Source organism: Thermophilibacter sp. ZX-H3 (genome assembly GCF_052599055.1).
Genome location: NZ_JBQXES010000003.1, coordinates 44988 through 61297 on the forward strand (window position 1 = coordinate 44988; position 16310 = coordinate 61297).

Here is a 16310-nt window from a genome sequence, read left to right on the forward strand (position 1 = left end):
TTTCCTGACGGTCGACCCCGTCGCCTTTGTCAGCGCCCTAAAGTTATGTTCATCTAACAAATTGAGTTGCAATAGGCTAACCCTTGTGTCCAGATAGTTTACTCTGTCTAACAGAGAAGGACGTCGGACGTGAGGGGCGACGACACGTGATGATCGACAAGCGGCTCATCGGCATCGTGCCGGGGAGCATGAGGTACGTGGGCGCAAGCGTGGCCCTGCAATGGGCGTCGCTCGTGGCCAACATGGGTATGGTGCTCGTCATCTGCCGGACGCTCTCCGCGCTCTGGGCGGGCGCGGCGGGCGAGAGGGACCTCGTTCTTCTCGCCGTCTGCGTGGTCGTGGCGGCAGTCGTGCGCGGCCTTGCCGCCGTGGGCTCCGCGCGCATGGGGTTTCTCGCCAGCCGAGAGGTCAAGCGCACGCTGCGCTATCGCATCTACGAGAAGCTCCTGCGGCTGGGGCCGAGCTACCGCGAGGACGTGCGCACCTCCGAGGTCGTGCAGGTGGCCGTTGAGGGATGCGATCAGCTCGAGACCTACTTCGGAGCGTACCTGCCGCAGTTCTTCTACGCCATGCTCGCGCCGCTCACGCTCTTTGTGGCCCTGGCCTTTGTGAACGTGCCGGCGGCCGTGGTGCTGCTCGTGTGCGTGCCGCTCATCCCGGTTGCCATCGCCGCGGTGCAGACCTGGGCAAAGAAGCTGCTCGGCCGCTACTGGGGGCAGTACACCGAGCTCGGCGACACGTTCCTGGAGAACCTCCAGGGTCTCACCACCCTCAAGGTCTACCAGGCAGACGAGTTCAAGCAGGCCGAGATGAACGAGCAGGCCGAGAAGTTCCGGCGCATCACGATGCGCGTGCTCACGATGCAGCTCAACTCCATCACGATCATGGACCTCGTGGCGTACGGCGGGGCGGCCGCCGGCGTGGCGCTGGCGCTCACGCAGACGGCGGCGGGTGCCGTTGACCTGGGCGGGTGCCTGGCCATCATCCTGCTGGCGGCGGACTACTTCATTCCCATGCGCCAGCTGGGGTCGTTCTTCCACGTGGCCATGAACGGCATGGCAGCGAGCGAGAAGATCTTCCGGCTGCTGGAGCTGCCGGAGCCGCCGGCGGGCGGCGCTGCGTTTCCCGCGAGCTGCGACGTGCGTGCTCGCGACCTGCGCTTCTCGTATGACGGGGAGCGTGAGGTGCTTGACGGCGTGAGCCTGAACGTATCGGCCGGCGGCTTCGTGGCCGTGGTGGGCGAGTCCGGCTGCGGCAAGTCCACGCTCGCGGCGCTCCTGCTGGGCCGGCTGCGCGGGTATCGCGGCTTGCTCGCGGTGGGCGGCGTGGAGGTCTCTGCGCTCCATGCTGCCGACCTGCTCGCCCACGTGACGTACGTGGGTCACGAGAGCTACCTCTTCAAGGGGGCGGTGCGCGAGAACCTGCTGGTCGCGGCGCCAGGCGCGAGCGACGATGCGCTCTGGTCCGTGCTCGAGGTTACGCGTCTCGCGGGCTTCCTGCGCGGCGAGGACGGGCTGGACACGATGCTCGCGGAGCGCGGCTCCAACCTCTCGGGTGGTCAGCGCCAGCGCCTGGCCATCGCCCGAGCGCTCTTGCACGAGACGCCGGTCTACGTCTTTGACGAGGCCACCTCCAACGTGGACGCGGAGAGCGAGGACGCCATCATGGATGCGGTGCGTGGACTGGCCGGACGCGCGACGGTGATCCTCATCTCACACCGCCTGGCGAACGTCGTGGGGGCCGACGAGATCTTCGTGCTCGACGGCGGACGCGTGGTGGAGCGCGGGCGTCACGCCGAGCTCGTCGCCGCGGGCGGGCGCTACGCCACGCTCTGGCGCGCCCAGCGTGAGCTCGAGGGTGAGACAAAGGGGACAGGTTCATTTGTCTCATCGCCTCGCCCTGCGCGCTCGTCTTCGATTGGCCAGCGCGATGAGACAAATGAACCCGTCCCCTTTGTCTCGCGGGAGGTGGTCGCATGAGGGTGATGCTTCGGCTCGTGGGGCTGGTGCGCCCGCTTGTGGGATTCATGGTGCTGGCAATCCTCATGGGGCTTCTCGGCCACGTCTGCGCGGCGGCGATCACGGTGCTCGGCGGCTACGGCGTGCTCGCGGTGCTCGCGGACGGCGCGGCGGCGCCACTTTTTGGTCTCATCGTGGCGATGGCCGTCTGCGCCGTGGCGCGAGGGCTCCTCCGCTACGGCGAGCAGGCGTGCAACCACTTCATCGCGTTCAAGCTGCTCGCGCTCGTCCGCGACCGCGTGTTCCGGGCGCTGCGTCGGCTTGCCCCGGCCAAGCTCGAGGGGCGCGACCGCGGCGACCTCATCTCGCTCATCACCTCGGACATCGAGCTCCTCGAGGTCTTCTACGCGCACACCATCTCGCCCGCGGCGATTGCGCTCTTCTTCTGCGCGGGCGCCTGCGCCTTCATCGGGAGCTTCCACCCGCTGCTCGCCGTCGTTGCCGCGGCGTCGTACCTCGCCGTGGGCGTGGCGTGCCCGCTCGTCGCGGCGCGGCTTGCCGGTGACGCCGGCGCGCGCTTCCGCGCCGGCGCGGGCGAGCTCTCGAGCTTCGTGCTGGAGAGCCTGCGCGGCCTGGACGAGATTCTGCAGTACGGAGCGGGTGTGGAGCGCCTGGCCCAGATGGACGAGCGGTCCCGCGCGCTCGCCGTGGACGAGGAGCGCATGAAGCGCTCAACCGGTCGTGCCACGGCGCTCACGAACACGGTCATTCTCGCCTGCGACCTGGTCATGCTGCTTGTGGCGGCGGCGCTTCACCGCGTCGGTGCCGTGGGCTTTGACGGGGTGCTCGTCCCTGTGCTCGCGCTCATGAGCTCGTTTGGCCCGGTCGTGGCGCTTGCGAACCTGGGCTCCACGCTGCAGCCCACCCTTGCGGCGGGGGAGCGCGTGCTCGCCATCTTGGACGAGGAGCCGGTAACGCCAGAGGTTACGGGCGAGAAGCACGTGGGCTTTGACGGCGCAGCGGCGAGCCATGTGGGCTTCTCCTACGGAGACGAGCGCGTGCTCACGGACGTCTCGCTCGAGGCCCCTGCCGGCAGAATCGTGGGAATCACCGGGCGCTCCGGCTCCGGCAAGTCCACGCTGCTGCGCCTGTTCATGCGGTTCTGGGACGCGGACGAGGGGAGCGTCTCCGTCTCCGGGCGCGACGTGCGGCACGTGGACACGGCCAACCTGCGCGAGCTGGAGTCCCTCGTCACGCAGGAGACCCACCTCTTCCACGACAGCATCCGCAACAACCTGCGCATCGCGCGGCTCGACGCCACGGACGATCAGATCGAGGCCGCCTGCCGCAAGGCATCGGTCCACGACTTTGTGATGAGCCTGCCGGCCGGCTACGACACGCCGGTCGGCGAGCTCGGCGACACCCTCTCCGGCGGCGAGCGCCAGCGTCTGGGACTTGCGCGCGCCTTCCTGCACGACGCCCCGTTCATGCTGCTCGACGAGCCCACGAGCAACCTCGACAGCCTGAACGAGGCCGTCATCCTGCGCTCCATTGCTCGGGAGCGCGCCGGGCGCACGGTCCTTCTCGTCTCCCACCGTCCGTCCACGATGCGCATCGCCGACACCGTGGTCAGCGTCGAGAACGGGCGCGTCTCATGATGCGGCACGCCACTGACGTCAGGTTTATTTGGCGCGTTGAGGACGCACGCCACTGGCGTCAGGTTTATTTGGCGCGTTGAGAACGGGAGGGTCAGCTGATGGCGCGCACGTCCGACTCCGAGCGCGTGGCAGCCAAGCGCGAGCGCGAGAAGTGCATGGTCTCCGAGATGATCGCGCTCTACTGCCGCAGGCGGCATGGCACGCGCGGCGACGAGCTCTGCCCGGAGTGCGCCGAGCTCGCGGAGTACGCGCGACAGCGCAGCGACCGCTGCCCCTTCATGGAGACCAAGACCTTCTGCTCGAACTGCCGCGTGCACTGCTACAGGCCGGAGATGCGCGAGAAGATCCGCGAGGTCATGCGCTTCTCGGGCCCGCGCATGATCTTCCATCACCCTGTGGCGGCCGTCCGCCACGTCATCGAGACCAAGGCCGAGAAGAGGCGGCTGTCCGTGTAAAAGCGTGCAAAAGTGACAGGCACTTTTGCACATCGGAAGGAGGACGCATGAAGGTGAAGAAGGTGCTGCTCGTTGCGCTTGGCTGCGTGGGGCTCGTGCTGGGGGCCATCGGCGCGGTGGTGCCGCTGCTGCCGGCGTTTCCGTTCCTGATGCTCGCGGCGTTCTGCTTTGCCAAGAGCTCCGAGCGGCTGCACGCGTGGTTCACTGGCACCAAGCTCTACAAGAAGAACCTCGAGAGCTACGTGAGCGGCCAGGGCATGGACTGGGCCACCAAGATCCGCGTGATGGTCACGGTGACCGTGCTCATGTCCATCGGCTTTGTCATGATGCACCAGGTGCGCCTGGGCCAGATCGTCCTCGCGTGCGTGTGGGTGTTCCACATCCTGTACTTCTGCTTCGGCGTGAAGACCCGTCGCGTCCCCGCCGAGGCGTGATCCAAAAGGGGACAGACCCCTTTTGAATCATTTGGCGGGCGAGAAGAACGTGAGCTCGTAAGGAGGTTGCCATGATCAACGTCATTATCGTCCTCGCCGCGGTGGCGGTGGTTCTTCTCGCCGCCCAGCGCTACCTGCGGACGCTGCGCCGGGGCGGCTGCGGCTGCGGGTGCTCCGATGGGGGAGAGTCCCATGTCGCGCGCCCGACGGTTGCCGACACCAACGAGGCGCACTACCCCTACGAGGTCGAGCTCACCGTTGAGGGGATGCACTGCGAGCACTGCCTCGCAGTAGTGGAGACCGCGCTCGACGGCATCGGAGGCGTGTGGGCGCGCGCGACCCTGCCCGGCCACGTGCGCGTGCTCTCCAAGGACCCGATCGACCGCGCCGCGCTCGCCGCCGCGGTGGAGGCGGCCGGCTACCGCGTGGTGGGATAGGGTTTTCGCGTTACGGAAAAGACGGGCAAGCAAAAGGGGTCTACGTCGCTCGGGCGAGTTTGAGCTAAGAGCAGAGCCTTTGCGTGACAGCGGAATACGTCTCGCTGATGCACGTGGCGAGCGCCTCGGCGTATCCGGGGACTCCGAGGATTTTCTCAAATGCCTCGCGCGGAACGAATCGCGCCATCTGGTCGGCAAACTCACGCGAGGTGGCAAGCGCGAGCGCTCGCGCCCGCCCGGACTCAAGGAGCTCCAGCAGGCGCCGCGAGCATCCGTAATCAACGTGCTTGAGGCCCACCATGCGAGCGACTTCGTCCATGTGCCACCCATGGTTTCCGACGATCCACGGAATGTCCCACAGGTCACGGTAGCGGGGCGCTGCGGACGAATTGGCAAACGAGATGAGCTTGCCAGCGAGAATCTCATCTGCGCTCTGACAGCGCACGAGCATGTTGGCAAAAGCTCTGGGCAGCTCAGGATAGTTAATGGCGAGGAAGCGCATCGAAGTATCGTAGGATGGAATCCTTGCGATTTCAATCTTGATTCTCTGCGAGGGAAGGTCAGGACGTTCGGGGGCGGTATCTACGATGATTTGCCAGCGTTTGAGACTTCCGCCTCCGCTGAAGGCCTTGACGGAGGTGGGTTCCTTGACGCGAACCCCAAGATGGTACTGTGTGTCGAGAGCTTGTGACAGCACTTGGGCAAAACCGGCGAGGTCGATCTCAATGAGTTCATCGGGGGTCGTGAAATCCAGGTTCTCACTGTACCTCACGTTGCCGTAGCACAGCCTCAGACAGGTGCCGCCCTGGAACACGAGCCGTTTCAGCCATCCCGAGGCGTCGAGCGCTGCGAGGATGTCGTAGTGCAGAAGCTCCTTCTCCACGACGGGAAGGAGGGTTCCCAGCTGGTGCCGCGCTGCGACCCCTCGTGCGAATTCGGAAAACATGCTACTGCTCACCTTCAAGCTCCTCCCAGTCGATGAGGTCAAGCGAGCGCCGTGCGCGTTTGAGACCGACGGCGGCGTAACGCTTTGTTGCGAGGCGCAAGGGGCTGTTGGGGACATCTACCGTGTTCTTCGCGATTTCGAATGCGTCCGCGCGGGTGTGGATGAACTCAATGGTTCCGAAGGGTGTGGGAAACGTCCCCTCGCGTCCAGTCGTGACCACGGTGAGACGGTCGACGGGGACCTGCGAGATGATGCCCCATCTCGAAGCGGCGCTCTCCATGCCCACGTAGCAGCTGCTGCCGATCCGCAGCAGCGCGGCGATCTCCTCGATGGGCTGAAACTTGGTTGCGGCTGTAGTGGGGTGCCAGTACAGGTCACGCGCGACGCGCACGAGGACACGGGCGTCGACGAGGCGCCTAATGGTGCTTCTCAGCTTCTCCCCACGTTCCTCGAGCAGAAGCTCGAGGTCTCGAGAGCGGTATGCGTTCTTGACGTTTTCGAGTTGAGAGAAACGCCGCTGTGCCTCCAGTGTCTTCATGCCCGTCCTCCTTTGGAACAGTATACAGCAATCGTCTATATAAAGCCGATTTCTGTATAGTTATAGTGGATTGAACAGAAGCGAATAGACACGCTCTGTGTTATGTATTATTGACCAATGTTCAATCAAGGTGTACGATCCCTCCCGAGGAGGTGGCCGCCGTGACCAGAACCGTGATGGACCCCGGGGAGCGCCGGCGCGAGCTGCTGGCCTGCGCCATGAGGCTCTTCGCCGAGGAGGGCTACGACAACGTGTCCGTGCGGGCCGTGGCGCGCGCCGCCGGCGTGGCGCCGGGGCTCGCCTACCACTACTTCGACTCCAAGGAGAGGATGTTCGCCGAGGCCATCGGGGACTACGCCCGCCGCTGCGCCGAGGGGATTAACGCGGCGCTGGACGAGGAGGGCCCCTCGCTGGACGAGAGGCTCGAGCGAGCCCTCGACCTCGGTGCGAGCGGCGGCTACCCCTACTCCGCCTTCTTTCACGCCGAGGGGCACGGCGCCCTTCACGACAGGCTCTCGCTCGCCATGTGCGAGGCGGTGCGGCCGCACCTGCGCGCCGCGCTCGAGGCCGACGCCGCCTCGCGCGGCGCGGCTGCTCCCGACGCCGACGAGCTCGCCGCGATCATGACCTACGGCGCGGTGGGCCTAACCTCGGGCCCGGGCATGCCGGACGGGGCCGCGACCGCCGCCGCCCGCCGCTACCTCTGCGCGCTGCTCGCCGAGTTCCGCTCGGGGGGCGCCGCCGACTAGGGATCCCGCCCCGGCTGTCGCCGGGGCTCTTTTCGGCCGATTATATTGAACAATGCTCAACAGAAAGGACAACTGATGGACAACAGGATGGATGAGAAGGACGCCGAGCTGTTGCGCTCGCGCTCCCGCGCGGCCTTCGACGCGCAGGCGCCGACCTACGACGTGAGCATGCAAGGCGATCACGCGCGCCGGCTCTACCCGCACGTGCTCGCGGAGGTGAGGCGCGCCGTGGAGGGCGGCCCCGCCCCGCGCCTGCTCGACCTGGGCTGCGGCACGGGCGCCCTCGCCGAGCTGGCGCTCGGCGAGATCCCGGGCGCGCGCCTCTCGTGCGTGGACCTGTCGCCGAGGATGGCCGAGGCGACCCGCGCGCGCCTGGGCGGGCGGGCCGAGGTCCTCCTCTGCGACGCCGAGCGCCTGCCCTTCCGCGACGGCTCGTTCGACGCCGCCTGGTGCAACGACTCCTTCCACCACTACCCGGACCCCGAGCGCGCAGCCTTCCAGGCGTGGCGCGTGCTCGCGCCCGGTGGGACGCTCGTCGTAGGCGACGCGTGGCAGCCGGCGCCCGCCCGCGCGATCATGAACGCGTGGATGCCCCACTCAAAGGAGGGCGACGTCCGCATCTACTCCGAGGCCGAGATGCGCCGCATCCTCGGCACCTGGTTCAGCGACGTGTCCTGGCGCCGCGTGGGCTCGACCGCCTGCGTCGCCGTCGCGCGCAAGGGTGCCTGATTGCTCTGTCAGTATGATCGCTCATGGCAATCGCGCAAGCGCAAAAGCTTGGCTTAGACAAGCATATATTTCTGTTATAGACTATTACAGAAGCATCTCTTTCTGTTAGGAGCGCTATGGCGGGAAGAACCCCCATACCGGTGTCGCGTGCAATGCGCACCATTGCGGCCAATCTCGACCTGGCGCGTCGCCAGCAGCGCATCACGCTTGGGCTGCTCGCCGAGCGTGCGAACCTCTCTGTCCCCACAGTTCGTCGCCTTTTGAACGAGGGCGCGGGCACATTCGAGAACTTCCTGCGCGTCGCCCGCATTCTGGGTTTGCTGCAGGGCGTCGAGGACGCAACCGACCCGCTGAACACGCCTATCGGTCGCGCGCGGGCGGAGCAGGACGTGCCCAAGCGTGTGAGGAGGTGAGGGCATGCAGCTCGACGTTACCGTTCAGATCGAGGGCGAGGACGTCCTGGCGGGAAGGCTGTATCAAAACGTCCGTCACGGCGATGAGACGGCGACCTTCTCTTATGCGACCTCTTATTTGGATGACGCCCGCGCCTTTACTCTGGCGCCGGACATGCCGCTCGGCCCGGGGACTTTTCACTCCGAGGGGCTTCGGGCTTTTCGCGCGCTCGAGGACTGCATGCCAGACCGGTGGGGGCGCAACCTGATGCTTCGTGCGGAGCGCGTCCGCGCACGGGAGGACGAGCGGGTTCCCAGGACGCTCTTCGAGGCCGATATGCTCGTCGGCGTTAACGACGAGGCAAGGCAGGGTGCCTTGCGCATTTGGGATACGGATGGCCGGGTGCTTTCGGGAGTTGCGGACGGGGTGCCGCGCGAGACGAGCATCCCCTCCCTTCTGCGGGCTGCCGACATCGCGGCCTCGGACATGGACGCCGACGTCCGTGACCTTCTCGCCGCCGGGTCAAGCCTGGGCGGCGCTCGGCCCAAGGCCTCTGTTCGGGATGAGGGAGGTTTTCTCTGCATCGCGAAGTTTCCCAAGGCGGACGAGTCGGCCATCGATGATGTGTGCGCATGGGAGCACGTCGCTCTGTGCCTCATGGAGAGGTCGGGTATTCCCGTACCGGTCTCCCGTCTGCTGCGCGTCGCCGGGCGCTCTGTTCTGCTGACGCGGCGCTTTGACCGACGGGGGCGCGAGCGAGTCCCGTACATCAGCGGTCTGACCGCGGTTCAGGGCACCGATGGTGGGCGGTACTCCTATCTCGAGCTAGTTGACTTCATCGAGACTGAGGGGTCGCAGCCCGCCTGGGATCTCAGGGACCTCTGGACGCGGGCGCTCTTCTCCTGTGCCGTTGGCAACACGGACAACCACCTGAGGAACTACGGCTTTCTCCGGGAGGAGTCCGGCTGGAGGCTCTCGCCCGCATTCGACGTGAACCCCACGCCGGGGTCCGAGCCCAAGTTCCTCACGACTGGCCTCGAGTTTGACGTGCGCGACGCGGAGCCGGAGCTGGCGTTTGAGGTTCTCGACTTCTTCCGTCTGGGCCTCGCCGAGGCGCGCGACGTCGCGTCCCGCATGGTGTCGGCCCTCTCCGGTTGGCGCAGGCAGGCCCGTGCGGACGGCATATCCGAGGCGTCCATCGACTACATGGCGGACTGTTTCGAGGTCGGCGTTCGCAAACTGAGGGCGCTCTCTCGGTAGGCGCCGCCACCTCACGGAAGCCTGAGGGCAAGAACCATTGCGGCGAACATGATCGTGAAGACGAGGTTGCTCCACCCGCCAAAGAGGATGCAGCGCGCCGGCTGCGGCACGCGCATCCACACGAGGCCGAGAAACGACGTAACCAGCGGCGTGAGGACGACAAGCCACGCGGGAAAGACCGTCTGCCCCAGCACTATGGCAACGCCGAGAACAACAAAGCCCAGGTACATGGGCACAGTGGCAAATCGCATGACAAACATGATGTTGCCCGCGACCTCGTCGTACAGCTCTTCTCGCCCCGCCTTGGCGATGACGGAGAGATAGACGTACTGGGCATGGTAGGCACCGCCGCAGATGAGGGCAAAGGCGAGCAGCGCCGCGGCCAGCCAGACGAGCCAGGAGAAGTCGCCGCGCGCCGTGAGGGCAAGCCCCGCAAACCCGAGCACGTACAGGAACGCGGCGATCGGTCCGAGCGCGCCTCCAACCCGCACGCGGCCGGCGGGCACGTCCCGCATGATGCGCATATACGGCCTGAGCGTGCCGTCCATGTCGTAGGCGCCGGGCGTGAAGTAGAGCAGCATGTCCCCGGCGAACATGAGAATCGAGCCCAGGAGCCCCAGGGCGAGAAGAACGAGCGTCGGCGGCATGGGTGCCTCCCATCCATCGCGGGCGTCAGATGGTCCCGGAGCCCGCTCGGTTCCGGGGTCTCAGCATGAGCCATTACGCCTCGATAAGGCTCCTTGCGGCTGCCTCGAGCTCGGCGACGGCATCGTCGTCGGGGGCCTCGTTGGCGATCACGGTGCAGACCACGTTCACGCCGGCCCCTTCCGCGTCCGCCCGCCAGGTCTCCATCCACTCACCGGTGCCCCAGCCGTAGCTGCCGAACAGCACAACGGGCTTGTCGCCCAGCGCGTTGCGGCATGCCTCCCAGACGGGCTCGAACTCGTCAGACTCCAGCTCCTCGGCGCCCATGGCGGGGCAGCCAAAGGCGAGCGCGTCGTAGTTGGGCACGTCCTCCGCCGAGAAGTCCGCGACGGGCACGACGCGGGCCTCGGCCCCTGCGGCGGCGATGCCCGCCTCGAGCGTGCGGGCCATCTCCTCGGTGTTGCCCGTCCCCGTCCAGTACACGATCGCGATGCTCTTGCTCATGGAAGTCTCCCTTCGTCGTGCGGACTCAGCCGCCCCTGCTATGCCGTTGCCATCCGGAGAAGCCCCCGCAGGGGCGTTCCCTCGGAGTAGAGCCTCTTGATCCTGAGCTCCTCGCGCTCGAGCTCCTTGAAGCGGCGCAGCGCCTCGTCCACGTCTCCGTAGACCTTCCAGCGCCCGCACGCCCGCGCTCCCTGGCCCCCGTCCGACATGAAGCCGTCGACGTCCTCGATGGGATAGCCGAGGACAAAGCCGATCTCGTGGGGAAAGGGGGCCCTGTTTCCGTAGTAGGCGCGCAGGCGCCGCCTGAGCTCTCCCATGAGCGCTCCGCTGCGAGAGGGGAGGCGGTTCTTGTCGAGAAGCGCGTGCGCCCCCGCGTCGGAGAGGAGAGACCGGATACGGCGTGGCCGCCAGACGAGCAGCATCGCCCGCCCTTCTCGCCAGCCCAGCAGGGAGACGCGCACGCCGAAGCGTCGGAGGTGCCACGCGTAGGTCCCTATGAGGACCCTCACGAGGAGGCGGCGCATGAACGTCGGGCGCGCGGCCTCGTCGGGCGACATCCGGAAGCCAAAGACTGCTGCCGGCTTGCGTCCCGCGAGCACGATGCCCGCCTGACAGACGAGGCAGCGCACGAACCTCGCCTCTAGGTGCTCGCGAGGCGAGGCGTCGCTGGCGTCAACGGCAAGGCAGACGTCCATTCCCTGGCCCATACGTCTCCAATAGTTAGCTTTGCCTAACTCTAATGAGCATAGAGTAACCCATAGTTAACATATTGTCCATGACCAAAAAGGGGACTGCCCCCTTTTGGATCACAGCGACCAGTTGGCGCTCTCGGTTTGCAGGCGTACCATGCGGGCGAAGAGGCCGCCCGTGGCGAGCAGTCCCTCCGGCGAGCCCTGCTCTGCCGCGCGACCGTCCTCGAGCACCACGATCTTGTCCGCGCTCATGACCGTGCGCATGCGGTGGGCGATCACGATGACGGTCTTGCCAGCGAGCAGGCGCGAGAGCGCCTCCTGGACCTGCGTCTCGTTCTCCACGTCGAGCGACGCCGTGGCCTCGTCCAGGAGCACGACCGGCGCGTCCTTGAGCAGCGCCCGCGCGATGGAGATGCGCTGGCGCTCGCCGCCGGAGAGGCGCGCGCCGTTCTCTCCGATCATCGTGTCGTAGCCCAGCGGCAGGCGACTCACGAACTCGTCGCAGTTGGCCGCCCGCGCCGCGGCGAGCACCTCCTCGTCGGTGGCGCCGCGCCGGCCGAGGCGGATGTTGCCCATCACCGTGTCGTCGAAGAGCAGCACGTCCTGGAAGACCACGGAGAAGTCGGCGAGAAGGACCTCGGGGTCCACGGTCGCCACGTCCACGCCGCCCACGGTGACGCGCCCCGCGTCGGCGTCCCACAGGCGCGCCGCCAGCCTCGCGCACGTTGACTTGCCGGAGCCGGAGGGCCCCACGAGCGCCGTGACCTCGCCCTCGCGCGCAATGAACGTCACGCCGTCGAGGACCTTCTCTCCGCCGTCGTAGGAGAAGGACACGTCCTCGAAGGCAACGTCGTGACCGGCAGGCTCGTACGCCTCGCCTCCCTGCGCGAGCGGCTCCTCGTAGAAGCTCTTCACGCGCGCCGCGGCGGTCTTGGCCGAGAAGAGCTCGGCGATGAGCATGAGGCACTGGTCGAAGGGCGCGTAGATGCGGCTCACCACTACAAGGAAGGCGAAGAGCGTCATGAACGTGCAGGAGCCTTCCAGGATGAGCGCCGCACCCACGAGCACCGTGGTGGCAAGGCCCAGGCGCAGCACGATCTGGGCGCCGTTGACGGCGATGCCGCAGGCGATCTCCGAGCGGGCGGCCTGGCGCTCCGCCGCGTCCACATCGGCGTGGATGTGCTCGAGGTAGCGCCCCTCCTGGTTGGTCGCGCGCACCTCGCGCACGCACTCGAGCGCCTCCTGGATGTCCTCCGAGGTGGCGAGGCCGCGCATGCGCGTGGCCTCCATCATGGGCTGGAGGGCGCGTCGCGCGCCGAAGAGGATGGCGAGCCCCACCGGGCAGCTCCAGAGCGACGCGAGCGCGAGCCGCCAGTCAAAGGAGAACAGGCAGACGGCCGCCACGGCGAGCGTGATGTAGGCGCCATAGAGCTCGGGCAGCACGTGGCTGTAGGCGTGCTCGGTGGTCTTGACGTCGGTCATGAGGGTCTCGGTGAGGTCGGCGAGGTCGCGGCGGCCAAAGAAGCCCAGGGGCAGCTTGCGCAGGCGCTCTGCGAGGCCGATGCGCTGCCGGCCGCTCTCCTTGTAGATGACGCCGTACTGGTAGTAGTAGGCCCAGTACTCCGCCACGAAGAGCGCGACGGCAAAGGCGGCGAGACCCGCCGCGTACGGGAGGAGGTTCGGCAGCGGCGCGCCCTCGGTGAGGTGCGCCACGAGCTCACTCATGAGCAGATAGAGGGCGCCCACGCCGCCAAAGACCACGAGGTTCGAGGCGGCCGTCCACACGGCGCCGAGCTTGACGTTCTTCAGGCCCTCGTCGGTGAGGGCGTACTTCTCCTGGATGCTCATCTACTCCACCTCCGGTGAGACAAAGGGGACAGGTTCTTTCGTGCAAAGGGGACAGTCACTTTCGCACGGCGAGCTCGTGCGAAAGTGACTGTCCCCTTTGCACGGTGTCCCCTTTGTCTCACCGCTCGTGATGCGCCAGCTCACGGACTTTTCGTAGTCGACCCACATACGGGCGTAGAGGCCGCCCGCCGCCAGCAGCTCGTCGTGCGTGCCCTGCTCGGCCACGTGCCCGGCGTCAAGCACCACGATCTTGTCGGCGTTCCGCACCGTGGAGAGGCGGTGCGCGATCATGAGGACGGTGCGCGGGGAGCCGTCGCGCCCGCGGGCAAGGCGCCTGAAGGCGGCCTGGATCTTGACCTCGTTCTCCGGGTCGGCGAAGGCCGTCGCCTCGTCGAGCACCACCACCGGAGCGTCCTTGAGAATCGCGCGGGCGATCATGAGGCGCTGCACCTCGCCGCCGGAGAGGTGGGTGCCACCCGTCCCCACGAGCGTGTCGGCACCCTGGGGCAGCTTCTCCAGGATGTCCGCGCACTGGGCGGCCTCGAGGGCGGCGAGCGCCTCCTCGCGGGTGGCCTCGGGGCGCGCGGCGCGCACGTTCTCCAGGATCGTCTGACGGAAGGGGCGGTTGGCCTGGAAGACAAAGGCCACGCGGTCCATGAGGTCGTGCGGGTCCATCTCGCGCACGTCCACGCCGCCGAGCGTCACGCGCCCGGCGGTCACGTCCCAGAAGCGCGGCACGAGGCTCGCCGCCGTGGTCTTGCCGCCGCCGGAGGGGCCCACGAGCGCCACCGTCGCGCCGGCGGGCACCTCAAAGCTCACGTGGTCGAGCGCCGGGGCGTCCGCACCTTCGTAGGTAAAGGTCACGTCCTCGAAGCAGATGGCGTTACCCGCGGGCGTGCGCGGCGCGGCGGGAGCGGAGATTACGGGGGCGGCCAGCACCTCCTCGACGCGCGAGACGGCGTCCGCGGCGGACTGGAACGCCTCGGACATGAACATCACGCGGGTCATGGCGGTGGGGATCACGGCCGAGAAGATCGCGTAGAACGCGAAGTTGGCCAGGAAGCGCGCGAAGTCACCCTCGCCGGGCGCGACGAGGATCGCCGCCGGTACGAGGAAGATCGCGACGCCGTTGATGATGGTGAGCGAGAGCGACTGAGGCGTCTGGCACCACTTGACGGCGTAGTCCTGCGCGAGCCGCGTGAACTCCTCGATGGCGTCGTGGAACGCGCGGAAGCTGTAGACCGTCTGCTGGAATACCTTGACCACGGGGATGCCGCGCACGTACTCGGTGCCCGTCTTGTTCATCTTGACGAGCGACTCCATGTAGCGCGTCATGAAGTCCATGCCGCGCCCGCCCATCATGTAGAACATGCAGCCGAGCGAGATGACCACCGCGACAAGGCACGCGAGGCCGAGCCGCCAGTCAAAGACGAAGAACAGCACCAGCATGCCGACGATCATGGCGATGCTGCCCGCGGTGTCAGGGAGCTTGTGGGCGAGAAGCCCCTCGGTTTCGGCGGCGCAGCCGTCCACGACGCGGCGCAGCGCCCCGCTCGCGTGCGTGTCGAAGTAGCCGAGGCTCGCGTGCATGAGGTGGTCCGTGGTGCGCTTTCGCATGTTGGACGCGCAGCGGAAGGCGGCGAGGTGCGTGCACATGAGGCCGGCGAAGTAGGTGAGGATGCTCGCGGCCGCAAGGCCGAACGCCCACCAGCCGTATGCGGCGATCCCGGTGGCCGCGCCCCAGTCGGGGGCCACGGCGATGAGGTCGCGCGCCACGAGCCAGACGCAGACGTACGGGCCAAAGCCCACGAGCATAGAGACGGCCGAGAGCGCGCAGCCCAGGTACGTGAGTGCACGGCGCGGGCCGGCGAAGGCGAGCAGGCGTCTCACGGCGCCCTTGCCGCGGGCACCGCTCGCCTTGGTTGCTTGAGAGTCAGACATCGAAACCTCCTGCCTGTGGAGACCTTGATAGACGTTCCGTCGCACCGTATCATGGGGACGGCTATTTGTTAGCTACGGCTAACTAACACGGGACGATTCCTCAAGGGAGGCGGACGAACCCTCAAGATGGCGGGCATGGGTGACATTCCTCGCGAGCTCGTCGCGCTCTTCGAGCCGCAGGTCGAGCAGCTCGGTGTGCGGCTCGAGCGCCGGGGCGGCATCTGGGTGGGCGAGGCGCGCGGCTCCGTGGCGACGGGCTCGATGTGGCTCTGCGCATCGGTTCCGCACTGCCTCGTGCTCTGCCACGACGTCACCCCGCTTGAGGACATGCCGCTCTTCGAGGGGTCGCTCGGGCCGTACGCCTGCGCCTGCACGATGGGGGACGACGCGGTGGTGTGCTCACGGGACTGCGGGCTTCCGATCAGGTTCGTCGGCGCCGGGGGCGGCGCGCGGCATCCGCGGGACGAGGTTGCCACGTTCGTCGAGCGCGGCCCTCGTTCGCTCTCAAGCCGCCTGCTCGCTGGTCACGTCTACCGTTCCCGTTCCATCATCTGTCTGCCCGACTTCTTCGACGAGCTGGACCGTAGCTATCCGGGGGAGTTCGGCGGGCTCTTCTCGGCGTTCGACGGCACCTGGGGTCCCGAGGCCAAGGGAGCGATTCGTTATGCGCTCGGCAACATACCCGTGGGCCCGCCGCTTGGTCCTGGCGGTTCGCTCGGGCTTCTCTCGACCGTCACTTCTCTCATGGCGTCTCTGGTGGCGGAGGGGAGTGGTGCCGACCAAGATGAAAGTGCGCTGGTAAGTCACGCGAGGAGGCTCCTGTCGTCCGCCGTCGAGGAGGGCGTCACGCCGCCCTCTCTCGATGCGCTGGCTAAGGAGCTCTACGTGAGTCGCTCACGGCTCTGCGACGCATTCAGGTGCGAGACGGGCCAGAGCGTGGGCGCGTACGCCCGCCAGCTGCGGATGGAGCGCGCGTGCCGTCTCCTTGGGGATAGGGCTTATACCGTCTCCGAGGTCGCCGTTCTTCTCGGCTACCCAAGCCCCTCGGCCTTCTGCCACGCCTTCTCTGACTTCACGGGCATGTCCCCGCGCGCATGGGTCAAAAGTGACTGTCCCTTTTGAC

Annotated in this window: 17 protein-coding genes; 10 read left to right on the top strand and 7 right to left on the bottom strand. The window is 67.1% G+C overall.

The genetic code is table 11. From position 1 onward, the window contains the following. The first annotated feature begins 149 nt into the window (after window positions 1-149). The 5 genes from ACULPM_RS01950 to ACULPM_RS01970 all read left to right on the top strand — a co-directional run bounded on the left by ACULPM_RS01950 (window position 150) and on the right by ACULPM_RS01970 (window position 4942). Window positions 150-1979: an ABC transporter ATP-binding protein/permease gene (locus ACULPM_RS01950; RefSeq protein ID WP_445331286.1), complete on the top strand. Its 1830-nt coding sequence runs from the start codon at window positions 150-152 to the stop codon at window positions 1977-1979. Next, window positions 1976-3616, top strand: coding sequence for a thiol reductant ABC exporter subunit CydC (cydC, locus tag ACULPM_RS01955; RefSeq protein WP_445331285.1), 1641 nt, complete (start codon window positions 1976-1978; stop codon window positions 3614-3616). The genes ACULPM_RS01950 and cydC overlap by 4 nt, the downstream gene beginning before the upstream one ends. Before the next feature lie 98 nt (window positions 3617-3714). Then, the gene (locus ACULPM_RS01960) at window positions 3715-4071 is read left to right on the top strand and encodes a nitrous oxide-stimulated promoter family protein (protein WP_167929486.1); all 357 of its coding nucleotides are present in this window, start codon (window positions 3715-3717) and stop codon (window positions 4069-4071) included. A gap of 47 nt (window positions 4072-4118) precedes the next feature. Further along, window positions 4119-4505 (top strand): YbaN family protein, encoded by a 387-nt coding sequence (locus tag ACULPM_RS01965; RefSeq protein WP_167929487.1) that lies wholly within the window; start codon window positions 4119-4121, stop codon window positions 4503-4505. A gap of 71 nt (window positions 4506-4576) precedes the next feature. Beyond that, on the top strand, window positions 4577-4942 hold the full coding sequence (locus ACULPM_RS01970; RefSeq protein ID WP_445331284.1) for a heavy-metal-associated domain-containing protein: 366 nt from the start codon (window positions 4577-4579) through the stop codon (window positions 4940-4942). A 64-nt stretch (window positions 4943-5006) separates the two neighbouring features. On the opposite strand, the gene ACULPM_RS01975 is transcribed toward ACULPM_RS01970, so the two are convergent. Further along, window positions 5007-5900 (bottom strand): nucleotidyl transferase AbiEii/AbiGii toxin family protein, encoded by an 894-nt coding sequence (locus ACULPM_RS01975; protein ID WP_167929489.1) that lies wholly within the window; start codon window positions 5898-5900, stop codon window positions 5007-5009. Next, entirely contained in the window at window positions 5890-6426 is a 537-nt protein-coding gene (gene abiEi / locus ACULPM_RS01980) for a type IV toxin-antitoxin system AbiEi family antitoxin (RefSeq protein ID WP_167929490.1), read from the bottom strand. Before abiEi ends, ACULPM_RS01975 begins: the two co-directional genes overlap by 11 nt. Window positions 6427-6587: 161 nt before the next feature. On the opposite strand from abiEi, the gene ACULPM_RS01985 reads away from it, so the two are divergent. The 4 genes from ACULPM_RS01985 (at window position 6588) to ACULPM_RS02000 (ending at window position 9557) form a co-directional block, all read left to right on the top strand. Next, window positions 6588-7175: a TetR/AcrR family transcriptional regulator gene (locus ACULPM_RS01985; RefSeq protein WP_445331283.1), complete on the top strand. Its 588-nt coding sequence runs from the start codon at window positions 6588-6590 to the stop codon at window positions 7173-7175. A gap of 75 nt (window positions 7176-7250) precedes the next feature. Beyond that, complete coding sequence (locus ACULPM_RS01990) at window positions 7251-7904, top strand: class I SAM-dependent methyltransferase (protein ID WP_445331282.1); 654 nt, start codon at window positions 7251-7253, stop codon at window positions 7902-7904. Between the two features lie 116 nt (window positions 7905-8020). Beyond that, window positions 8021-8317: a hypothetical protein gene (locus ACULPM_RS01995; RefSeq protein WP_167929492.1), complete on the top strand. Its 297-nt coding sequence runs from the start codon at window positions 8021-8023 to the stop codon at window positions 8315-8317. A gap of 4 nt (window positions 8318-8321) precedes the next feature. After that, a complete protein-coding gene (locus ACULPM_RS02000; RefSeq protein WP_167929493.1) occupies window positions 8322-9557 on the top strand; it encodes a type II toxin-antitoxin system HipA family toxin in 1236 nt (411 codons plus the stop codon). 11 nt (window positions 9558-9568) lie between these two features. Here the strand turns inward: ACULPM_RS02000 and ACULPM_RS02005 are convergent, their stop codons facing one another. The 5 genes from ACULPM_RS02005 to ACULPM_RS02025 form a co-directional block, all read right to left on the bottom strand. Beyond that, the gene (locus ACULPM_RS02005; RefSeq protein ID WP_167929494.1) at window positions 9569-10204 is read right to left on the bottom strand and encodes a DUF6796 family protein; all 636 of its coding nucleotides are present in this window, start codon (window positions 10202-10204) and stop codon (window positions 9569-9571) included. Window positions 10205-10277: 73 nt separating this feature from the next. Next, the gene (locus tag ACULPM_RS02010) at window positions 10278-10706 is read right to left on the bottom strand and encodes a flavodoxin (RefSeq protein ID WP_167929495.1); all 429 of its coding nucleotides are present in this window, start codon (window positions 10704-10706) and stop codon (window positions 10278-10280) included. Between the two features lie 38 nt (window positions 10707-10744). Beyond that, window positions 10745-11413: a DUF3793 family protein gene (locus ACULPM_RS02015; RefSeq protein WP_167929496.1), complete on the bottom strand. Its 669-nt coding sequence runs from the start codon at window positions 11411-11413 to the stop codon at window positions 10745-10747. Window positions 11414-11512: 99 nt separating this feature from the next. Next, entirely contained in the window at window positions 11513-13246 is a 1734-nt protein-coding gene (locus ACULPM_RS02020) for an ABC transporter ATP-binding protein (RefSeq protein ID WP_445331281.1), read from the bottom strand. After that, window positions 13247-15187 (bottom strand): ABC transporter ATP-binding protein, encoded by a 1941-nt coding sequence (locus ACULPM_RS02025; RefSeq protein ID WP_445331280.1) that lies wholly within the window; start codon window positions 15185-15187, stop codon window positions 13247-13249. 135 nt (window positions 15188-15322) lie between these two features. On the opposite strand from ACULPM_RS02025, the gene ACULPM_RS02030 reads away from it, so the two are divergent. Then, a complete protein-coding gene (locus ACULPM_RS02030) occupies window positions 15323-16309 on the top strand; it encodes a helix-turn-helix domain-containing protein (protein ID WP_445331279.1) in 987 nt (328 codons plus the stop codon). Window position 16310: the final 1 nt, after the last annotated feature.